The sequence below is a fragment of the Pedobacter sp. Leaf194 genome, from assembly GCF_001423945.1.
Taxonomy (GTDB): domain Bacteria; phylum Bacteroidota; class Bacteroidia; order Sphingobacteriales; family Sphingobacteriaceae; genus Pedobacter.
In genome coordinates this window covers 873696-893864 of the sequence record NZ_LMPU01000009.1, presented here as the reverse complement: position 1 = coordinate 893864, position 20169 = coordinate 873696, and the positions used below count along the sequence as shown (strand labels likewise).

Here is a 20169-nt window from a genome sequence, read left to right as displayed (position 1 = left end):
CACTTGTTTCCACGAATTGTTGGGCAGTTTATAAACTTATCGGCAATATAAAACTAAACCTGCTGCCTTCGCCAACGGCACTTTCTACCCAGATTTTTCCATCTTCGGCTTCAATAAAATCTTTTGAAATGGCTAATCCCAAACCGGAGCCGGATTTATTTTGCCCATCTGTTGGCACCTGAAAGTACCTATCGAATAACCGCTTCTGGTATTTTTCATCGATGCCTTTTCCAAAATCCTGAACGGAAAACTGCACAAATTCACCTTTTTGAAAAACATCAATTACAACGCTTGATTTTTCGGAACTGTAGCGTAAAGCATTTGATAAAAAGTTGACTAAAACCCAGGCGGTTTTTTGTATATCGGCATTCACTTTCGGGAGCCTGTCGTCGCAATTTAGTTCCAGTTTAATTAATTTCTGTTCCGCCTGAAATTTAACTGCATCGACAGCGTACTGAACAATTTCCTGAGGATTGGTGAGTGCAAAAGTGAGTTTTAAATTTCCGGTTTCAACCTGCGATAAATCCAGGAGTTCGCTCGTAATTTTCAATAAACGGTCGCTGTCTTCCTTAATATGTGTTAAAAGTTGTCGCTGCTCTTCGTTTATTTCGCCAACACGAGAATCATTTAAAAGCTTCAAACTCATTTTTATGGAGGAAAGCGGCGTTTTTAACTCGTGCGAAACTGTGGCAATAAAGTTGGTTTTCGCTTCATCAAGTTCTTTAAACTGGGTTATGTTTTTTAATACATAAACACTTCCGGCAGATTTCGACGATTCGATCAAGGTATTGTCATTCGGCTCATCATAGTTGGGGATTACAATTTCCCGGTTCTCGAGCAGAAAGTACGATTCCTTTTCATCAGCATATATTTTTAAGGTTTTATCGCTTGTATCTGGTTTTATAATTCGCTTTAACAATTCATTTTTTTTGATTAAGTCGGCAACATTTTCACCAATAATCTTTTTCTCGTCCAGGCTCATCAGCTTTGCTGCTAAATGGTTTAAAAACAGCACTTCACCTTTCTCGTTCAAGCCAATAATTGCATCCTGCATTTGTGCAATGATGGCTTCAATCCGCGATTTTTCAGATTTTATTTTCGAAAGATTGCTGTTTTCCCATTCATTCAGCTTCACAACCATTCCGTTAAAGGCTTCTGCAAGCTCGGTAAACTCATCATCATTATCAAAATTTAAGCGCTGCTTATAATTTTTCCGGCTAATGCCACGTATCGCAGCACTAAATTCGGCAAGTGGATTAGCCACAAAACCAGGGAAATTGATGATGAAAGTAAACAAGATGATAAAGCTAAAGGTAGCCGCAATCATGATGTAAAGGTTTGCCCTTCCTGAAGCCTCATTCGCCAGTTCATTCTTGGCATAAATTGCTTTTAAGTTGAGCTCATCGATTTTCTGGAGTGCTAATCTCAAATCCTTAAGCGCACTTTTACCATCCGCTGCCTGCAAAGATTTGTATGTGGATGCTAATTTTTGGAAGGCAATTCTTTCGCCGTTTTCAGTGATGTTGTTTCCTTCCAGGTTTAAATTTCCTTGGAATACTTTTGCTATTGGTGCCGGCAAAGGAAATGCATTCGCATCGACAACACTCCGCATTTCGGCGACATATCTTAGCGATTTGTAATTGTCTTTCAGAATTACCTTCGATTTATCAGAAAGCTCGTTAAGAAAAAACAATGCTATCAAGCCAAATGATAAAACGAGAATAAAGAGAAACCCGAATCCGAGGCGGAGCTTGGTTTTTATTTTCATGGTTGTGTTATTTTTGTTTAGCACTAATGCACTGGCACTTAACAGCACCAAAGTGATGTTTGATTAATTATTGCTATTGCGCTGAATTAACTACTATACAGGGTGTTTTAAACTTTAGGAAAGTATAACCAAATCTATTTCTTTAGCGGCTAAATTACGCAACAACTGGTTAAAAACTGCGGTTCGCATAATAACCTGAAAAATATTTAAATGCGGCTTGCCAATGCAGATTGTAGTAATTTCTTTTTCTATTGCCATGTTAATTATGGTTTGCGTAATTTGATTACTTTTTATTTTAATTACCTCCGCACCTAACTCTGTAGCGAGTTTAAAGTGGTTAATTAAATGGCGCTGTTTATCGAGCTTAATTTTATCCAGGCTTTCTTCGTCGCTTTGCACATAAAGAACAATCCATGGAGAATGATAATAGGAGGCAAGTCTTGCCGTTTTCCGGATAACTACGCCTGCGGTTGCGGAATTTGATGAAATGCAGGCCAGAAATTTTTCTGACCGGAGCTTAACGGATTTGGGGATTTCTGTTTGGATTTTCCTTTCCACCTGATGAACAACTTCTTTCAAAGCAAGCTCTCTGAGCTGGAGTATTTTATCCGACTGAAAAAAATTGCTAAGTGCGCTTTCGATTTTACTTTTATCGTAAATTTTGCCCTCTTTTAGTCTGGTAACCAGCTCATCGGCGGTCAAATCGATGTTCACAATTTCGTCGGCTATCTCCAGAATTTTATCCGGAATTCGCTCGGTAACCTTGATGCCCGTAATGTGTTCTATTTCTTCATTTATGCTTTCTAAATGTTGAATGTTGACCGCAGAAATTACGCTGATTCCAGCCTCCAGTAGGTCAAAAACATCCTGCCAACGCTTGCTGTTTTTGCTTCCTTCTGCGTTGGTATGTGCAAGCTCATCTACTACAACAATTTCGGGGTGCCGATTTAAAATTCCCTGCAAATCCATTTCTTCGATTTCCTTGCCCCGGTAAAAAATCGTCTTTCTTGCAATCAAGGGTAAACCATCAACCAAAGCTTGCGTTTCTGCCCTACGATGCGTTTCTACATAACCGATACAAATGTCGATGCCATTGCGTAAAAGTGCATGGCTTTCCTGCAACATTCGGTATGTTTTACCAACGCCTGCACTCATTCCAATATAAATTTTGAGCTTGCCGCGTCTCGATTTTTGAATAAGTTCAATAAAATGTTTAACCGACTCGTCTTTTTCTAGCATTGGTATCTTATTTTCTGGTCATTTTGAATGTGAAAAATCTGCAAGAAGTGCTGTATTTTGTTGCAGTTTGCAATCGCCTGCAGATTCTTCGCGTTAGGCAGAATAGAAATGATGTTTATAATGTTCCCTTAAAATGCGACAGCGATACCGGCAGTTAAGGTTGTACTCGCATTAACGGTACTATTTGCTCTTGTGAAAATTTTATCCCGGCTATCGTAAGTTTTGCCTTCCAGCCTAATTACTGCATTTGGTATCGGAGCATAATCAACATTTAAAGAATAACCCTTTGTTTTAAAACCGTTTGGTGTTCCTGTTGCTATAAAAACCCCATTTTTATCCTCATAATATTCAAATCTGCCCGCTACGGCCCATTTTTCTGCAAACTTATACTGGGCTATTGCGACTGGAGAAAACACTTTATTTTTAAGGTTGCCCTCTTTTGATTTTTGTTGTGTGCCGTAATCTACACCAAGTGTTAGCCCAAATTTATCGGTTACTTGAAATATACCATAAATGTTGTGGTAGAAACGATTAACACGCACAGAATCTGCACCTTCAGAGCCCAAATAATTGCTATAATTAACGGTAATTTTTGCGCTTGGTTTCCAGGTTAGCTGCAAACCACCTGCGGGTTTATCATTGCCATTTTGGCGGGTAATTCGTTGCCATCCATTTAGGTAGAGTAGGGTCGCGGTTAATTTTCCATCATTTGTTGAGTAAGTTACTTTGGCACCCGACTCATAGTAAGGCGTGTTTTCGGAAGCGATGTTTCTGGTTAAAACCCAGCAATCTTTAGAAATGGCGCTTTCAAAGCCAATGTGTGATGAAAAAATGCCGGCATCAATCCACAGATTTTGTGATTTTGACAGTTTTACACCGGCGTTGGCTTCAAAAATATTTTTAAGTACACCCGGTTCGGCCGCTAAATTGGCATTTGTGTAAGTTCCGGCCATTAGGGCCACATTTGCCCGGATGTTGCCGTTATCATATGCCGCTTTAATAAAACCTAAATTTAAATTTACTTCGTTTGCCCGGTTGTGCGAATAGATGAATCCCGGCCTGTTATGGTCGCTTGGTTTATTAAAATCGTAACCGTAGTAAGTTTCGAGGTAACCGGAAAATTTTACTTTTGGTTCATCTTGTGCAAAAGCAGTTATTGATGCTGTTAACGTTGTTATTAGGGTGATTAATTTTTTCATTTTGATGATGTGATTATTGTTGGTGCCCTTTGCCTTGCTTGCAGCGGCTTAGGGATTACGCTGTTTTCATTAATTTTTTGGAAGGATTTTCACCTTTGCCTCGGCGAGGAAATTTTGCGACAATATTTCTAAAAGGTCAGAAATTTGGCTGCGCTCCCGTTGATAAGCTGGTACTTAAGGTTATAGGTTATCTAAAGCCAGATTAAGTTTCAGAACATTTACCGACGAAGGACCAAATAATCCAAATAAAGGTTTCAGGGTGTTCATAGCCACTAAATCCTTTACTTTTTGCGCACTCAGGTTTCTGTTTTTTGCCACGCGTGCTATCTGGATTTCTGCGCCTTGGATAGATATGTTTGGGTCTAAGCCACTGCCCGATGCGGTAACCATGTCTGCAGGTATTTCAGCTTTCTTTAAACCCGGATTGTATTTTAAAAGAGTATCTATTCTCGATTGAACCTCTTTTAAATAATCGGGATTTGACGGACCTTTATTCGAACCGGCAGAGCCTGCAGCATTGTATCCCACTGCTGATGGTCGACCCCAGAAATATTCTGGTTTTGTAAACGATTGCCCCAAAAGCGCATAACCAACGGTTTTGCCGTTTTTGGTGATTTTTTCGCCGCTGCCGTTTCCTTTTGCAAGTTTTGCAGCTAAGGCGATGCTAATTGGGTAAATGATGCAAAGCAATACGATTAAAACTAAGGTTAAACGTATAGATTGAATGATGTATTTTTTCATGATGATATTTTTTTTTGGTCACGCTAAGGAATTATTGTCTGAATTAAACCCGCACTTTTTGTGCTAAAAATTGCCAATCAAGTTAAGAATCTTCGCTACCTTAGAATGAAGCATTTTATACAAATAAGCCTATTAATAAATCAATTAATTTGATACCGATAAAGGGCGCAACAACACCTCCGATTCCATAAATAAATAAGTTTCTGCGAAGCAGTGCGGTAGCGCCAATTGGTTTGTAAGCCACACCTTTAAGTGCCAGTGGAATCAAGATTGGGATGATAATCGCATTGAAAATAACGGCCGACATAATTGCACTTTCGGGTGTGTGCAGACCCATAATATTTAAGCTTTGCAAGGCTGGAATTGATGCGATAAACAAGGCCGGAACAATCGCGAAATACTTAGCCACATCATTGGCGATTGAAAAGGTAGTTAGCGTGCCTCTCGTAATGAGTAGCTGCTTACCGATTTCTACAATCTCGATTAACTTGGTTGGGTCATTATCCAAATCAACCATATTGCCTGCTTCTTTTGCAGCCTGAGTTCCGCTGTTCATTGCCACACCAACGTCGGCCTGCGCAAGGGCAGGAGCGTCATTTGTTCCGTCGCCCATCATCGCAACGAGTTTGCCTAAAGCCTGCTCGTCTTTAATGTAGTTCATTTTATCTTCTGGCTTTGCTTCGGCGATAAAATCATCCACACCTGCTTTTTCTGCAATGTATTTTGCCGTTAGCGGGTTGTCGCCCGTTACCATTACGGTTTTAACGCCCATTTTGCGTAAACGCTCAAAGCGTTCGCTAATGCCAGGTTTAATAATATCCTGTAATTCAATTACGCCTAAAGCCTTTTCATTTTCAGAAACTACAAGAGGCGTTCCGCCGTTGGTTGCAATGCTTTTTACATGTTCTTCAATATCCGAAGGAAAAATATTTCCTGCTTTTTCAACAATGTTTCTAATTGAGTCGAACGCACCTTTTCTAATCCGTCGTCCATCGGCAGTATCCAGTCCGCTGGAGCGGGTTTCGGCTGTAAATTTAATAAATGTTGACCCTGATGGTGTTCCGGAATTTTTAAATCCCTGCTCATTTGCCAGCTCGATAATTGATTTTCCTTCCGGCGTTTCATCGGCCAGCGAACTTAAAACACAAGCATCGGTAAAGGCTTTAATTACAACACCTGCTGTAGGGTAAAAATTGGTCGCTTTTCGGTTTCCAATAGTGATTGTTCCGGTTTTATCGAGCAGCAAAACATCGATATCGCCTGCAGTTTCTACCGCCTTGCCAGATTTGGTAATTACATTCGCCCTCAAAGCCCTATCCATCCCCGCGATGCCTATTGCTGATAGCAGACCGCCAATTGTTGTAGGGATTAAACAAACGAAAAGTGAAATCAAAGCTGCAATGGTTATTGGTGTATTTGCGTAATTGGCAAAGGGTTTTAACGTTACACAAACAATGATGAACACCAAAGTAAAACTGGCTAATAAGATTGTTAAAGCGATTTCATTAGGTGTTTTCTGGCGAGAGGCTCCCTCTACCAAAGCTATCATTTTATCTAAAAAGCTTTCGCCGGGAGCAGTGCTAACCTGAACTTTTATCTCGTCTGATAACACCTTTGTTCCGCCGGTTACAGACGATTTATCGCCACCGGATTCGCGAATAACCGGTGCCGATTCTCCTGTAATGGCCGACTCATCGATGGTAGCTATACCCTCAATAATTTCGCCATCGGTTGGAATGGTGTCGCCCGTTTCACAAACAAAAATATCTCCTTTTTTTAACTGATTTGATGAACGGATTTCAATCGTTCCGTTTGTTAAAAGAACTTTTGCAGGTGTTTCCTCACGGGTTTTACGCAAACTGTCTGCCTGTGCTTTTCCCCTTGCCTCGGCAATGGCCTCAGCAAAGTTGGCAAACAGAACAGTTAGTAAAAGCACTAAGAAAATAAAGAAATTATATAATGCAGAACCTTGCCCGCTGTGGCTGAAGGAATAAATCGTAACGTAAGCCATTACGATTGTACCAACCTCAACATTAAACATAACCGGGTTACGAACCATCACCCTTGGGTCTAGTTTGATGAAGGATTGTTTTAATGCTGTTTGCACCAAAGCAGGTTCGAATAATTTATTTGATTTCATTTTATTGAATTTTTTTGATTTGGCAGCCAACGCTAACAAAGGATTTTAATTTCTCTTGCTGCGCTGAAAGACAGTTTATTTAAGCATTGTAAAGTATTCTGCCAGCGGACCTAAAGCCAGGGCAGGGAAATATGAAAGTGCGTTCAGCACCAAAATCACGGCAAAAGTCATCAGTGCAAAGGTTTTGGTGTCGGTTTTTAAGGTACCTGCAGATTCTGGAATGAATTTTTTGGCGCCAAGCAGGCCGGCTATGGCAACCGGGCCAATAATCGGTAGGAAACGGCCAAGAAATATGATGATACCGGTAAGTACATTCCAGAAAATATTGTTATCGCCTAAGCCTTCAAAGCCAGAGCCGTTGTTGGCATTTGAAGAGGTGACCTCATAAAGCATTTCAGAGAAGCCATGGAAACCAGGGTTACTTAACCAGTTTTTGGGTTGTACAGCCCAGCCCGCATCGCCATAATTTGTAAACACGTAGCTAGAAATTGCTGTTCCGGCCAGTATCAAAAACGGGCTAAGCAAAGTAATAATCGCGGCGATTTTTATTTCCCTGGCTTCAACCTTATGTCCTAAAAATTCAGGTGTTCTCCCAACCATTAAACCTGAAATAAACACGGCAATAATCAGGTAAATAAAATAGTTCAAAATACCTACGCCACAACCTCCGTAAAACCCGTTTATCATCATGGCCAATAATTGCCATAAACCGGTGAGTGGCATGGTGCTGTCGTGCATTCCATTTACCGAACCTGTAGAAATTACAGTTGTTAAAGTACTCCAGTAAGCAGTAGCGGCCGGGCCGAAGCGAACTTCTTTGCCTTCCATAGCACCGGTAGCCTGAGAAATACCCAGTTTTGCAATTGCAGGGTTACCGCCAAGTTCGGCGCTTAAGGTTGGAATCATCAGCATAAATAGACCTATCGTCATCACGCCAAATATTGTCCAGCCCAATTTACGCCTGCGGATAAAATAGCCGAAGGCAATAACCATGGCTATTGGAATAATTACCTGGGCAATCATTTCAACCATATTGGTAAGGTAACCTGGGTTTTCGAATGGGTGCGCAGAGTTTGCACCAAAATAACCGCCACCATTCGTTCCCAGGTGTTTTATGGCAATCATCTGCGCTGCTGGTCCGCGGGAAACATTTACCGTGTCGCCCTGAACCGAAATAAACTGGTCTTTCGCATCGTAACTTGCAGGCGTGCCGTTAAAGCTTAAAATTAAAGCAATAACAATAGATAGGGGCAACAATAACCTGGTGATAGATTTTACAAAAAACTCCCAGAAGTTACCCAGTTGCGTGGTTGTTTTATCTCTGAAAGCTTTAAATAACACAACAGCAGCGGCAATACCAGTGGCTGCACTTACAAACTGAAGAAACATCAGTACAAATTGTTGGGTTAGGTAACTTACGCCACTTTCGCCAGAGTAATGTTGCAGGTTGCAATTGGCAACAAAGCTGATGATGGTATTAAAGGCCAGGTCTGCTGTCATTCCTGGGTTTCCATCAGGATTTAGCGGAAGTTTATTTTGGAATATCAACACGAAAAAGCCATAAACCAACCATAAAATATTAATGGTTAATAAAGCTTTTAACTGCTCCTTCCAGTTCATTTGCTCCTTAACATTTATGCCCGATAGTTTGTAAATTCCTTTTTCGAGCGGCTTTAAAAAGTCTGTCCAAACTTTTTCTCCTGCAAAAACCTTGGCCAGATATTTTCCCAAAGGGAAGGCGATTATTAAGGTTAAGAGGAATGTGGCAATGATGCCAATTAATTCAGTGTTCATTTTTTTTGTTTTTAAAATGCCCTTTTAGAAAGAGCTAAAATTTTTCGGGTTTAATCAACACGTAAATCATATAGATAAATACGGCGATTGCGATGATAAATAGTGCTAACATGGCTTTAGATTTTTTCGAACCAATCAATTGATTTGTAAGTCGCCCAGCAGAGCAGAAGGATAATTAGAATTAGAATAATTGTCATAACTTATTGATTTATGAAATCCCTGTTGCCAACCTTCATGCCGATGAAAACCAGCTTGTGTTATGCTGTTGATAATGAGTATTTTACAAAGTGGTATCGGGTAAAAATAAATTTTGGGCAAAAAAAAACCTTTCCATTTTGGAAAGGTTTTTATCGTTTTGGATAATCTGGAAGCTATTCGGGTGTATTTATGGCGTTGGGTTTATCGATAATAAACCCGACCAAAATCATTTAAAATTTACCTGGCTGGTTTAGCAACGCAAAATATTTATCGAGGTTTACGCCTAATGATTTTTCCATAGACGCTTTAAAATCAGCAGGCGTTGGGTGTTTGTTTTTCCACTGACTAAAATAGGCTTGAAATGCCTTATCAAATTTTTCCTGGCCAATTTCTGCCTGTAAAACGTAAAGCCAAAGCGCTGTTTTAGCATAAGATATCAAACCGTATTCTTCCGAGGTTTTAAAATCTGCAGCAGGCGTTTCGATAGGCGATTGCATTGGCACATTTGCCAAAGCCCCATAAATACTGGCTAAAAATTTATCAGCAGGCAGTTCTTTAAGTTTTGCCGGAATGGCATCGCCGAAAATGGAATTCGACTTATACTTTTCCGCTTCATATCGAAATTGGAAATAAGTATTAAAACCCTCATCCTGCCAGGTATGCATTCTTTCGTTGCTGCCGAGCATGCTCATAAACCAGTTATGGCCAACCTCATGCGTAATTACGCCATCCAAGGTTTCTCTCTTTGCATCCGGACTGGTAATCAGTGTGATGGTAGGGTACTCCATTCCGCCGCTGGCGTTATTTTTCGGCCCTTCTATGGCTTGCACCACAGGGTATTCGTATTCGCCAATCCAGTTGCTGTAGCGTTTGGTTGCATCTTTTATGTAATCAATACTGTTTACCCAAAGGGTATTTTTTTTGTTGTGATAATAACTAAAAGCGTCAACTACTTTTCCCGAAACCAGCTTAACCGTATCGTATTGGATTACCAAATCCTTATCTGCAAACCAGGCAAAATCAGGAACATTATTTATGGCATAGCTTAGCGTTTTCGTAGCTGCTTTGGTAACAGGCGAATAAATTACGGCCTTACTTCGATTAGCGGTATTTTTTGCACCGATACTTTTATAAGCCGCAAGTTCATCTGCGTTTTGCAGTACGCCGGTAGCGCCAACTACATAAGCCGATGGAAGTGTGATATTCACTTTGTAATTTGCGTATTCACTGTAGAATTCCCCCATGTCTAAATAAGGAAATTCATGCCATCCATCTTTATCAAAAACTGCGGGTTTCGGGTACCATTGGGTAACCATAAATTCGGTATCGGCATAGCCTGAACGCGAAAAATAACTAGGTAATTTTACATTAAAGTCGGTACTGATGGTTACAGAATCTCCAGGCTTCAATGTTGAGGGAAGCAAAACTTTAATGATGTCGATATACTCCGGATTTGGATGTGCTTCCGTCTTTGTGGTCTTGCCGTTTATTTTAAAATTTAAGCCGCTGATGCTCCCGTAAGTTACGTTTTTAAGTTTTTCCTTGCGGGAAGTATCACTGTTTATTTGCTTAAAAAGTGCCGTTGATTGGTTTTTATAAGCATTTGGCCAAATGTGAAACCAGATGAAATCCAGGTCGGAAGGCGAGTTATTTTTGTAAGTAATGGTTTCAAATCCTTTTAAAGATTTGTCTTTGTCGTTTAACGTTACATCAATATTGTATTTTAAATCTTGCTGAAAGTAAGCCTGTTGGGCAAATATCGAAAAATAAAAAAGGGATAAAATAATGGTTAGAAAGGTTTTTTGCATGTGTATTTTTTTTGAAAGATAATAAATAAGCAAATTACAGTATTAAAAAATAGTCAAAAAGTTAACGGCATAAGGCGGGCTAAATTTCGCTTATTCCATATTCCTCTATTTTTCTATAAAGCGTAGTGAGCCCAATGCCCAACAACCGCGATGTTTCTGCCTTGTTTCCCTTTGTGTGGAGGAGCACTTTTTGAATGTGCTGCTTTTCTATTTCCTGTAGGTTAAAACTATTTGCCAGTGGTTGCGACTCAAAAAATTCTGAAGGTAATGCATTGACATTTAGTGTGTCTCCGTCTGATAAAATGACAAGTCGTTCAATTACATTTCTAAGCTCGCGAACGTTCCCTTTCCAGTTATACTTTTCAAAAAGATTTAAAATTTTGTCGTCGAGTTTCATGTCTAAACGATTCACCTTTAGCGAAAACTCATCTAGGTAATAGCGGGCCAAAGCGGGTATATCGCCTTTTCTTTCCCTTAACGGTGGCAGCATTATGGTAAAAACAGATAAACGGTAATACAAATCTGAGCGGAACTTTCCGGTTAGTGCATCTCCTTTTAAATCTTTATTTGTTGCAGCTAAAATGCGTACGTTTACCTGAAGGGTGTGTGTATCGCCTACTTTTATAAAAGTTTGATTTTCTAATACACGCAATAGTTTAGCCTGTAAATCAAGGTTCATTTCCCCAATTTCATCCAGAAATAAAGTGCCGCCATTTGCTTCTTCAAGTAAGCCTTTTTTATCTTTATTTGCTCCGGTAAATGCACCCGCCTTGTAGCCAAAAAGCTCGCTTTCTAACAACTCCGGACTAAAACCGCTGCAATTTAAAGCAACAAAAGGTTTCATTGCCCTGGGGCTTTCGTAATGTATGGATTGTGCAAAAACCTCTTTGCCTGTACCGGTTTCGCCTAAAAGCAAAACAGTTGTATCCGTTTTACTAACTTTTTTTGCTAAATCTATCGCTTCTTTTAAAGCTTTAGACTGACCAATGATGCCGCTGAAGCTGTGTTTTTTAGAAACATTACTTTCCAGGTCGAACAACTTTTGCTGCAGATTTGCCTTGTCCATTGCCTTATAAAGTAACGGGATAATTTTATCGTTATCATCCCCTTTAACCAGGTAATCGTATGCGCCGTTTTTTATCGCCAGAACCCCATCAGCTATCGTTCCGTAAGCAGTTAAATTGATAATTTCGACAAAGGGTTTCAACCTTTTAATGTCTTTAACCAAGGCAACTCCATTTACATCGGGCAACTTTACATCGCTGATTACGATGCTTACCTCGTTTGTTTTAAGAAGTTTTATTCCCTCTTTTCCAGTGTTTGCCTGTAGTGTTTTAAATCCTTCTAATTCAATTATCCGGGAGAGTAAGCTGCAAATTTTCTTTTCATCATCGATGATGAGCACGATGCCATTCATAGGTTGAATTTATCATGCAATATTAAGCATAAATAAATGATTCTATTTTTGGTATGCAATAGAATGTCTCACAATAAAAAGGTAATTTTTGTTATGAGGACTGTAACAATCAATTTTGCTAATTCACAAAAAAAAGCGTTGATTAACTTTTTAGATTAAATGGTGGAATCCCTGAAGGAAAGAAAAATCTTGTACCTTTTTCGTTTCCTGCGCTTCTAAATAAAAGCATTTTAGCATCTTTGGTTAACACAAAGCAAATTGTATGTTCAAGCGACTAACCGTAATATTTTTTTTGGGGGTTTATTCATTTTTTTGTCCGGCTCAGCAAGTCCGGCCTTCCAAATCTTCTGAAATTTACCGGGAACTCAAAACATTAAAACATTTACCAAAGGTTTTGTACTTAGCTGCACACCCAGACGACGAAAATACCGGCTTGTTGTCCTGGCTTATTAATGATCAAAATGTTGAGACCAGTTATTTATCATTAACCAGAGGTGATGGCGGTCAGAATTTATTAGGCACTGAACAGGGCGCTGCATTAGGTTTAATTAGAACGCATGAACTTTTGGAAGCGAGAAAGCTCGATGGAGCCCGGCAGTTTTTTACCAGGGCAATAGATTTTGGTTTTTCGAAGAATACAAAAGATACATTTAAACAATGGGATGCGGATAGTATAACGGCTGATGTGGTGTGGGTGATTCGCAGGTTCCGCCCTGATGTTATTATTTGCCGCTTTCCGCCCACGGCTGCCGCAGGGCACGGGCAACATGCAGCCTCGGCTGTTGTCGCCGAAAAGGCTTTTAAGCTTGCCGGTGATAAACGGGCTTTTCCAAATCAATTGAAATATGTTGATGTATGGCAGCCCAAACGTGTATTATGGAACACATTTCGATTTGGAGGGGTAAACACCACTTCAGAAAATCAACTTAAAGTTATTGTTGGGCAGTATGATGCGCAACTTGGAATGGGGTATGGCGAGTTAGCAGGCTTAAGCAGGAGCCTGCACAAAAGTCAGGGCGCTGGTACGCAATCTGTCGCGGGCATTAGAACCGAATATTTTACACAGGTACTTGGCGAACCGGCAAAAACATCGCTCTTTGATGGTTTGGTTAAAACCTGGACGGCGAAAGGCAACAGCAATATCGACAAAATGCTGGACGAGGTTATTTCCGGTTTCAATTTCAACAAGCCGGCACTGAGTTTACCTGCATTGCTCGTTTTAAGAAAAAACCTGAGTGCGCTAAAAGATGAAAATTTAAGAAAAGATAAGATCCGTGCGCTCGACAATATTATTTTGAGTTGTTCGGGGTTTATGGGTGAAGCTGTGACCAACCAGGCCGAAGCGGTTGCAGGAGATACATACAATTTTAAATTAAACTTAATTTCCAGAGCTGAAAACTCGGTTACTGTGGAACGTGTTAGCTGGTTAAATCAATCCGAAACCCTAAACAAAAAACTTTCAGGCGATTCACTCATTACCATAGAACATAACATTCAAATTCCAGCCGATGCCTCCCTAACAGAACCCTATTGGCTGGCAAAACCGGCCAAAGATGCAGCAACTTTCTCTGTTGCAAATGATACTTTAATTGGTTTACCCGAAGCAGAATCTGCACTTAATGTTTTGCTAACACTAAAAATTGGCAACGAACGATTTCAGGTCAAACTGCCTCTGTCTTTCAAAAAACTAGATCCGGTACGTGGCGATGTAGTTGAAGCCTTAAGAATTGTTCCTGCCCTTGAAGTTAAATTCACGCAACCAATTTATCTGGTAAAGGAAAACGACGATTTACAGTTGAGTTTAAATTTTAAGCTGAATTCAAACCGGCAATTTAAAAATGGCAAGGTAAACCTGTTATTTAATGGGGAACGTATTGGGGGAGGAGACGTTGTCTCAATAAGCGCTAAAGACATGACCATAAATTACGTTATAACAAAAGAAACACTTAACAAGATTAATAGTGGCCGGGTGCAACTGGATGCAAACTATGTAGCAGATGATAAAACCTATAATAAAAAGCAGGTATTAATTCAATATCCTCATTTACCCTCGCTACAATATTTTGCACCGGCAACGGCAATTATAATGAAAGGTGATATACAGGCAAAGGTTAAAAAAGTTGGTTACGTTGAGGGTGCGGGCGATTTTATTCCTGAATTTTTGCGCATTGCCGGCATCCAGGTTGATGTTTTAAAAGATGAAGATTTTTACGGCAATGCAGATGATGCTGGCGGTGGTGCCGGTAAATTATTGCAATATGACGCTATTGTACTCGGGGTTCGTGCAAACAATACCGAAAAGAAACTTGGTCGGTGGATGCCTTTTTTATCGTCGTATGTTAAAGCAGGAGGTAACCTGGTGATGCAGTACAATACCAACCAGGACGTTACGGTTAATAAATTGGGTATGTATGATTTTAGCATCGCAAATAAACGCGTTACCGAAGAAAATGCGGTCGTTACCTTTTTAAACCCAAATCATAAGCTACTCAATTTCCCGAATAAAATCACTGCAGAGGATTTTAAAGGCTGGGTACAGGAGCGTGGCGCTTACTTTCCAGATAAATGGGATGCAGCATACGAGCCGCTGTTTGAGATGCACGACACCGACGAAGAACCCTTGCAAGGCTCAACACTATATGCCAGGTTTGGCAAAGGCAATTTTATTTATACACCGTTAGCGTTTTTCAGGCAGTTGCCGGCAGGAAACGTTGGCGCCGCACGGTTATTTTTTAACTTCTTATCGGCACAAAAAAACTGATGAATAAGCAACTAAAAAACTGGAATACCTGGTATGTATTATTGGCTTTAGCCTTAGTGTTTCAACTGCTGTTTTATTATTTATTTACTAAATTCTGGGCATGAGTAATATCGATTGGATAGTACTTATTTTCACTTTAGTTGCTGTAGTTGTATACGGGATATTTGTTGGCCGTGGCCAGAAAAGCAATGCATCATATTTAATGGCCGACAGCAAAATGCCCTGGTATATTGTATTATTGGGCATTATGGCCACTCAGGCCAGCGCAATCACTTTTCTTTCGGCACCTGGCCAGGCTTACACCGATGGCATGCGTTTCGTTCAGTATTATTTCGGGTTGCCGCTGGCGATGATCGTTATCTGCATTACATTTATTCCGATATTTCAACGCCTAAATGTTTATACCGCATACGAGTATTTAGAAAACCGTTTCGACAAAAAAACGCGTGTCCTTACCTCATTGCTGTTTCTTTTTTCCAGGGGATTATCAACAGGAATAAGCATTTATGCACCCAGTATCATTTTATCTAGCGTTTTAAACTGGAACATTTATCTAACAAATGTACTAACGGGCGGCATCCTGCTGATTTACACTTATGTTGGCGGCGCAAAAGCGATTGCGCACACCCAGAAATTACAGTTTTTAATTATCCTTGGCACAATGGCTTTTGCAGGTTATCTGCTTGTTCAAAACATGCCAAATGGTATTGGCTTTAAAGATGCACTTTACCTGGCGGGGAAATCCGGGAAATTAAATGTTATTACAACAAATTTCGATTGGAAAGATAAATACAACATCTGGAGCGGTTTGATTGGTGGTTTCTTTCTTGCACTTTCTTATTTTGGTACAGATCAAAGTCAGGTAGGGCGGTACATTACCGCAAAAGATAATACTAATGCAAAAATGGGCCTGTTGTTAAATGGTTTGGTAAAAATCCCCATGCAATTTGCAATCTTACTCATCGGGGCCTTACTTTTTGCTTTCTTCTCTTTAAAGCCTGCACCTATTTATTTTAACGAACGCTCCTATCAGCATTTAAAAGATACAAAGCCCGAACAAGCAGCAGTTTTTGAAAGAGAGCACCAGGCTTTACAACAGAAATTTAATTCGGAATCAAAAGAGATTCTGGCTCAAAAAGAAAGTAAATCGCTACATATAAATACAACGATAAAGCGTTTCAAAGAAACTCAGGAACAAGTTAAAGATTTGCACGTGCGGGTGGAAGAAGCCATCAACAAATCGAACTACAACGCCGAGAAAACGGATACAAATTACATTTTCCTTTACTTTGTGAAAACGAATCTCCCTGTTGGCATGATCGGTTTGCTTTTCGCTGTGATTTTCCTTGCAAGCTGGGGTTCAATTTCTGCAGCACTAAACTCCCTCGCCGCCTGTTCACTTAAAGATGTTCATCTGATATTCGCTAAAAACCTTCCTGATGATGAAACTGAATTGAAATACAGTAGGTTGCATACCCTAGGCTGGGGAATTTTCTCTATCGCTGTAGCCATGTTTGCAACCCAGATGGGTTCACTTATCGAAGCGGTAAATGTGCTCGGCTCTTTATTTTATGGTCCCATTCTGGGCATTTTTCTGGTCGCTTTTTATTATAAAAGCATAAACGGCCAGGTTGTATTTATTGCTGCAATTTTAGCCGAAATAGCTGTTATAGCGGTGTATAAGTTCGATATCGTTTCATTTCTTTGGCTCAATGTTATCGGGGCGGCTGCGGTAATTCTATTTTCGGCCATTGGCCTATTGTTTTATAAACCTAAAGCAGTAAATTCGTAAACGAAAAACAACAAAAAATAAATAATACTATGAAAACAATCATCAAATCTGCAACCATTCTTTTTACTGCAATAACAATATCGGTAAGTGCATTGGCACAGGAAGCAAAAAAGCCTGCTAGTCCGGCTGCTACAGCCACCGGTAAAATTAAAGACGCCACAATTACGATTGCCTACAGCAGCCCTTCTGTTAAAGGACGCAAGATTTGGGGCGGTTTAGAGGCTTACGATAAAGTTTGGCGTGCCGGTGCAAACGAAGCGACTACATTCGAAACAGACAAAGATATCATGGTGCAGGGAAAATCTTTGCCAGCAGGAAAATATAGCTTTTTCTTAATCCCTAAAGAAAGCGGAACCTGGACTGCAATTTTTAACAAAGAGCCAAAACAATGGGGTGCTTTCAAGTATGAAGAAGCTAAAGATGCTTTAAGGGTTGATGTTAAAACAAAAGCATTAAAAGCCAGACAGGAAACGCTGGTTTATAAGGTAACTAAAAATGGTTTCACTATGGATTGGGATAAAATCTCGGTTCCGGTTGCAATAAAATAATTTTAAATTAAGTACTGGATTTTGAAAAGCTGCGATTTTTATCGCGGCTTTTTTTATGTGGCAAAATTCCTGTAAAGAAGCTAAAACATAACGTTAATTTAATGATTAAATACATACTTTAGGCACTTCAAATTATCAAGACATCAAATCATTTCTCAGTGAAAAATTTTTTATTCTTTAGTGCGCTTTTCATTTGCTTAAACGTTTTAGCTCAAAAAAAGCCCGCCATTTTTTCTGTAAATAATGCAAAACCGGTTGATTTGGTTAACGTTTTTCTAGGGTCATCGGCAGATCATGGACAAATGTCTCCTGCGGCATCCTATCCGTTTAGTATGCTAAGTATAGGGCCGCAAACTTATCCAAAAACGCATACAGGATACGAATTTTTAGCCAAAAAGTTTTTAGGCTTTACACATAATCGTTTTGAAGGCGTTGGATGCCAGGGTTCGGGTGGAAACATTCTAATAAAACCATTTTTAGGTAATAGCCCGGCAAATTGCGAATTATTGAAAACATCTGAAAAGGCAAGTCCTGGCTTATATGAAGTTGGTTTTGCCAATAAAATTAAAGCCAGTTTAGCTGTTTTAGGAAAAGCCGGTAAACACGCGTATCAATTTCCAAAAGGAGAAAAAGGATTTTACCTGGATTTAAGTTACGCTTTTAACAACGCTTTTGTTGATGAAGAACATCAAATAAACGGCCATGCGGTGAGTGGCTGGGTTGTTTCAAAAACGACCTGTGGTGTTGGAAAATACAAGTTATTTTACCATTTGGAATTGAAGAAGAATTTAACCTGGAAAGATGAGGGCAACCATAAGCTGGTCGTTAAGTTAAACGATGCCGATACCGGGGAGGACATTGATGTCGCATTTTCTTCAGTAAGCGTTGAGGCGGCAAAGGCAAGCATTAATAAAGATTCTTTCCAACAGTTGAAGGCGCAAAGTAGTCTGGATTGGAATATGGAATTGAGCAAAATTGCTGTAGCAGGGGATATGGATAATGCAAAATTGTTTTATTCATTACTGTATCGAACCATGCAGTCTCCATATGTTATTTCTGAAAAAGATGGAAAATACCGAAATACCCGTGGAGAATTAAGGAAAGATGAAAAAGTTCGCTATAACGGCTGGGCAATCTGGGATAATTATAGAACACAGTTGCCGTTGCTTTCTTTAATTGTGCCCGAGCGTTATCAGGGTATAACAAATTCTATTGCTGATTTGTACAACTCTGGCAAGAAGGATTATGCTACGCAAACCGAACCATCCAATACGGTTAGAACCGAACATGGGATCGTCGTTTTGCTGGATGCCTACCGTAAAGGTTATAAAGTCGATTTTAACAAAATTATAGATTCTTTGACGAAAAAGGTGAACAATCTGGATTACAAATCGCCAGATAAGGCACTCGAATCAAGTTACGACAACTGGGCGCTGTCTGAAATTTTCAAAATTTTGAAGAATAAAGAGCAAGCAGTGTTCTATAAAAATAAGGCATTAGAATATAAAACTTACTGGAATAAGGATTTCAAAGACATGAGCAGGCCAGATGTAGACCGGATGCAGGCCCGTGGCTTATATCAAGGCACAATCTGGCAGTATAGGTGGTTTGTCCCCTATGATTTTAAAGGTTTAATTGCCCTGCATGGGGGCGAGGAAGCTTACCTTGGAAAACTCGACGAATTTTTTGAAAAAGATTTATACAACCATGCAAATGAACCGGATTTGCAGGTTCCATTAATGTATAATATCACCAGACAAGGCTATAAATCTCAATATTGGATGCATCAGTTAGTAGCCGATACTGTGATTCAAAATTATTTTAATGACAATAGTAGGGGGATAGGAAGCTATATCGGTAAGATTTACCGAAACCAGCCACATGCATATTTGCGCACAATGGATGACGACGCGGGCGCAATGAGTGCCTGGTACGTATTCGCAGCGAGTGGATTTTCGCCTGCATGCGTGGGTTGGCCGGTTTACTATTTAAATGTTCCTTTGTTTCCTTCGATAACACTTCAATTACCAAAAAGTAGAGTATTTAAAATCGAAACTGAAAATTTCGATCTCAAAAATAAATATATAAAGTCTGTTACCCTAAACGGAAAACCTTTTAATAAAAATTACATCACCCAAAAAGATATTTTATCAGGAGGTGTTCTAAAAATTACAGCTTCTGCAGTTCCGGTAAAACTTTCGGATACTGACAACTGGTTGTCATCAATCGAACCGTAAATTGTTGATTTTTGGTCATAACAAATTTCTTTTATATCGGGTAAAAACTTTTTTAATCAGACCATGTTGTGTTAATATAAAAATAATACATCATGGCTCCTTTAAAAACCGACGAAATCCAAAATGATACGCTCACACACAGAAATCTTTTTTTAAATAAAGAAGGTGAACAAATGGAATTACATCCCGAAGCTTATAAAGTAAAGGGTCCGTCTCCAGATAAAATGCAATCCGTTTCTTCTTCTTTGAGAAAATATGCGAACGGACTTTACGGCTTATTATAAACCGAACCGTTTCACGAAATTAACCCTTGCTTAACAGGCAGGGGTTTTTTTACGCCTTATTTTTCACAACTTATGAAGGATTAATCGTGCATTATAAAACAGATTAGTCAGTTTCTGTAGATTTGCTTGCTCCGTTAAATGCACTATGTGACTAAGCAATTACCAGAGGAGGAAAGTGACATCTGGAGCGTATATTTCCCATGCAGCCAATACAGAGCTAATTTCAAATGCTTCCAGCACAAA

At 39.6% G+C, this 20169-nt stretch carries 14 protein-coding genes; 5 read left to right on the top strand and 9 right to left on the bottom strand.

Annotated features, from left to right (window positions below):
• Positions 1-28: 28 nt before the first annotated feature.
• From ASG14_RS14230 to ASG14_RS14195, 9 genes are all read right to left on the bottom strand, one after another.
• Complete coding sequence (locus ASG14_RS14230) at positions 29-1768, bottom strand: ATP-binding protein (RefSeq protein WP_056871799.1); 1740 nt, start codon at positions 1766-1768, stop codon at positions 29-31.
• Between the two features lie 114 nt (positions 1769-1882).
• Entirely contained in the window at positions 1883-3007 is a 1125-nt protein-coding gene (locus ASG14_RS14225; RefSeq protein WP_056871695.1) for a sensor protein KdpD, read from the bottom strand.
• 128 nt (positions 3008-3135) lie between these two features.
• Positions 3136-4206 (bottom strand): porin, encoded by a 1071-nt coding sequence (locus ASG14_RS14220; protein WP_056871694.1) that lies wholly within the window; start codon positions 4204-4206, stop codon positions 3136-3138.
• A gap of 180 nt (positions 4207-4386) precedes the next feature.
• On the bottom strand, positions 4387-4947 hold the full coding sequence (locus tag ASG14_RS14215) for a K(+)-transporting ATPase subunit C (protein WP_056871693.1): 561 nt from the start codon (positions 4945-4947) through the stop codon (positions 4387-4389).
• Positions 4948-5062: 115 nt separating this feature from the next.
• Positions 5063-7087, bottom strand: a complete 2025-nt coding sequence (gene kdpB / locus ASG14_RS14210; protein ID WP_056871798.1) for a potassium-transporting ATPase subunit KdpB — start codon at positions 7085-7087, stop codon at positions 5063-5065.
• Between the two features lie 75 nt (positions 7088-7162).
• The gene (gene kdpA, locus ASG14_RS14205) at positions 7163-8881 is read right to left on the bottom strand and encodes a potassium-transporting ATPase subunit KdpA (RefSeq protein WP_056871692.1); all 1719 of its coding nucleotides are present in this window, start codon (positions 8879-8881) and stop codon (positions 7163-7165) included.
• Positions 8882-8915: 34 nt separating this feature from the next.
• Positions 8916-8993, bottom strand: coding sequence for a potassium-transporting ATPase subunit F (locus ASG14_RS20055; protein ID WP_082468366.1), 78 nt, complete (start codon positions 8991-8993; stop codon positions 8916-8918).
• A 316-nt stretch (positions 8994-9309) separates the two neighbouring features.
• Entirely contained in the window at positions 9310-10887 is a 1578-nt protein-coding gene (locus tag ASG14_RS14200; RefSeq protein WP_056871691.1) for a M1 family metallopeptidase, read from the bottom strand.
• A gap of 79 nt (positions 10888-10966) precedes the next feature.
• Positions 10967-12304 (bottom strand): sigma-54 dependent transcriptional regulator, encoded by a 1338-nt coding sequence (locus ASG14_RS14195; protein WP_056871690.1) that lies wholly within the window; start codon positions 12302-12304, stop codon positions 10967-10969.
• 262 nt (positions 12305-12566) lie between these two features.
• On the opposite strand from ASG14_RS14195, the gene ASG14_RS14190 reads away from it, so the two are divergent.
• The 5 genes from ASG14_RS14190 to ASG14_RS14170 all read left to right on the top strand — a co-directional run bounded on the left by ASG14_RS14190 (position 12567) and on the right by ASG14_RS14170 (position 19926).
• A complete protein-coding gene (locus ASG14_RS14190; RefSeq protein ID WP_056871689.1) occupies positions 12567-15065 on the top strand; it encodes a PIG-L family deacetylase in 2499 nt (832 codons plus the stop codon).
• Between the two features lie 100 nt (positions 15066-15165).
• Positions 15166-16857: a sodium:solute symporter gene (locus ASG14_RS14185; protein WP_056871688.1), complete on the top strand. Its 1692-nt coding sequence runs from the start codon at positions 15166-15168 to the stop codon at positions 16855-16857.
• Between the two features lie 29 nt (positions 16858-16886).
• Positions 16887-17405 (top strand): DUF2911 domain-containing protein, encoded by a 519-nt coding sequence (locus tag ASG14_RS14180; protein ID WP_056871687.1) that lies wholly within the window; start codon positions 16887-16889, stop codon positions 17403-17405.
• A 158-nt stretch (positions 17406-17563) separates the two neighbouring features.
• A complete protein-coding gene (locus ASG14_RS14175; RefSeq protein WP_082491591.1) occupies positions 17564-19642 on the top strand; it encodes a glycoside hydrolase domain-containing protein in 2079 nt (692 codons plus the stop codon).
• 92 nt (positions 19643-19734) lie between these two features.
• A complete protein-coding gene (locus tag ASG14_RS14170) occupies positions 19735-19926 on the top strand; it encodes a hypothetical protein (RefSeq protein ID WP_056871686.1) in 192 nt (63 codons plus the stop codon).
• The last annotated feature ends 243 nt before the right edge of the window (positions 19927-20169 follow it).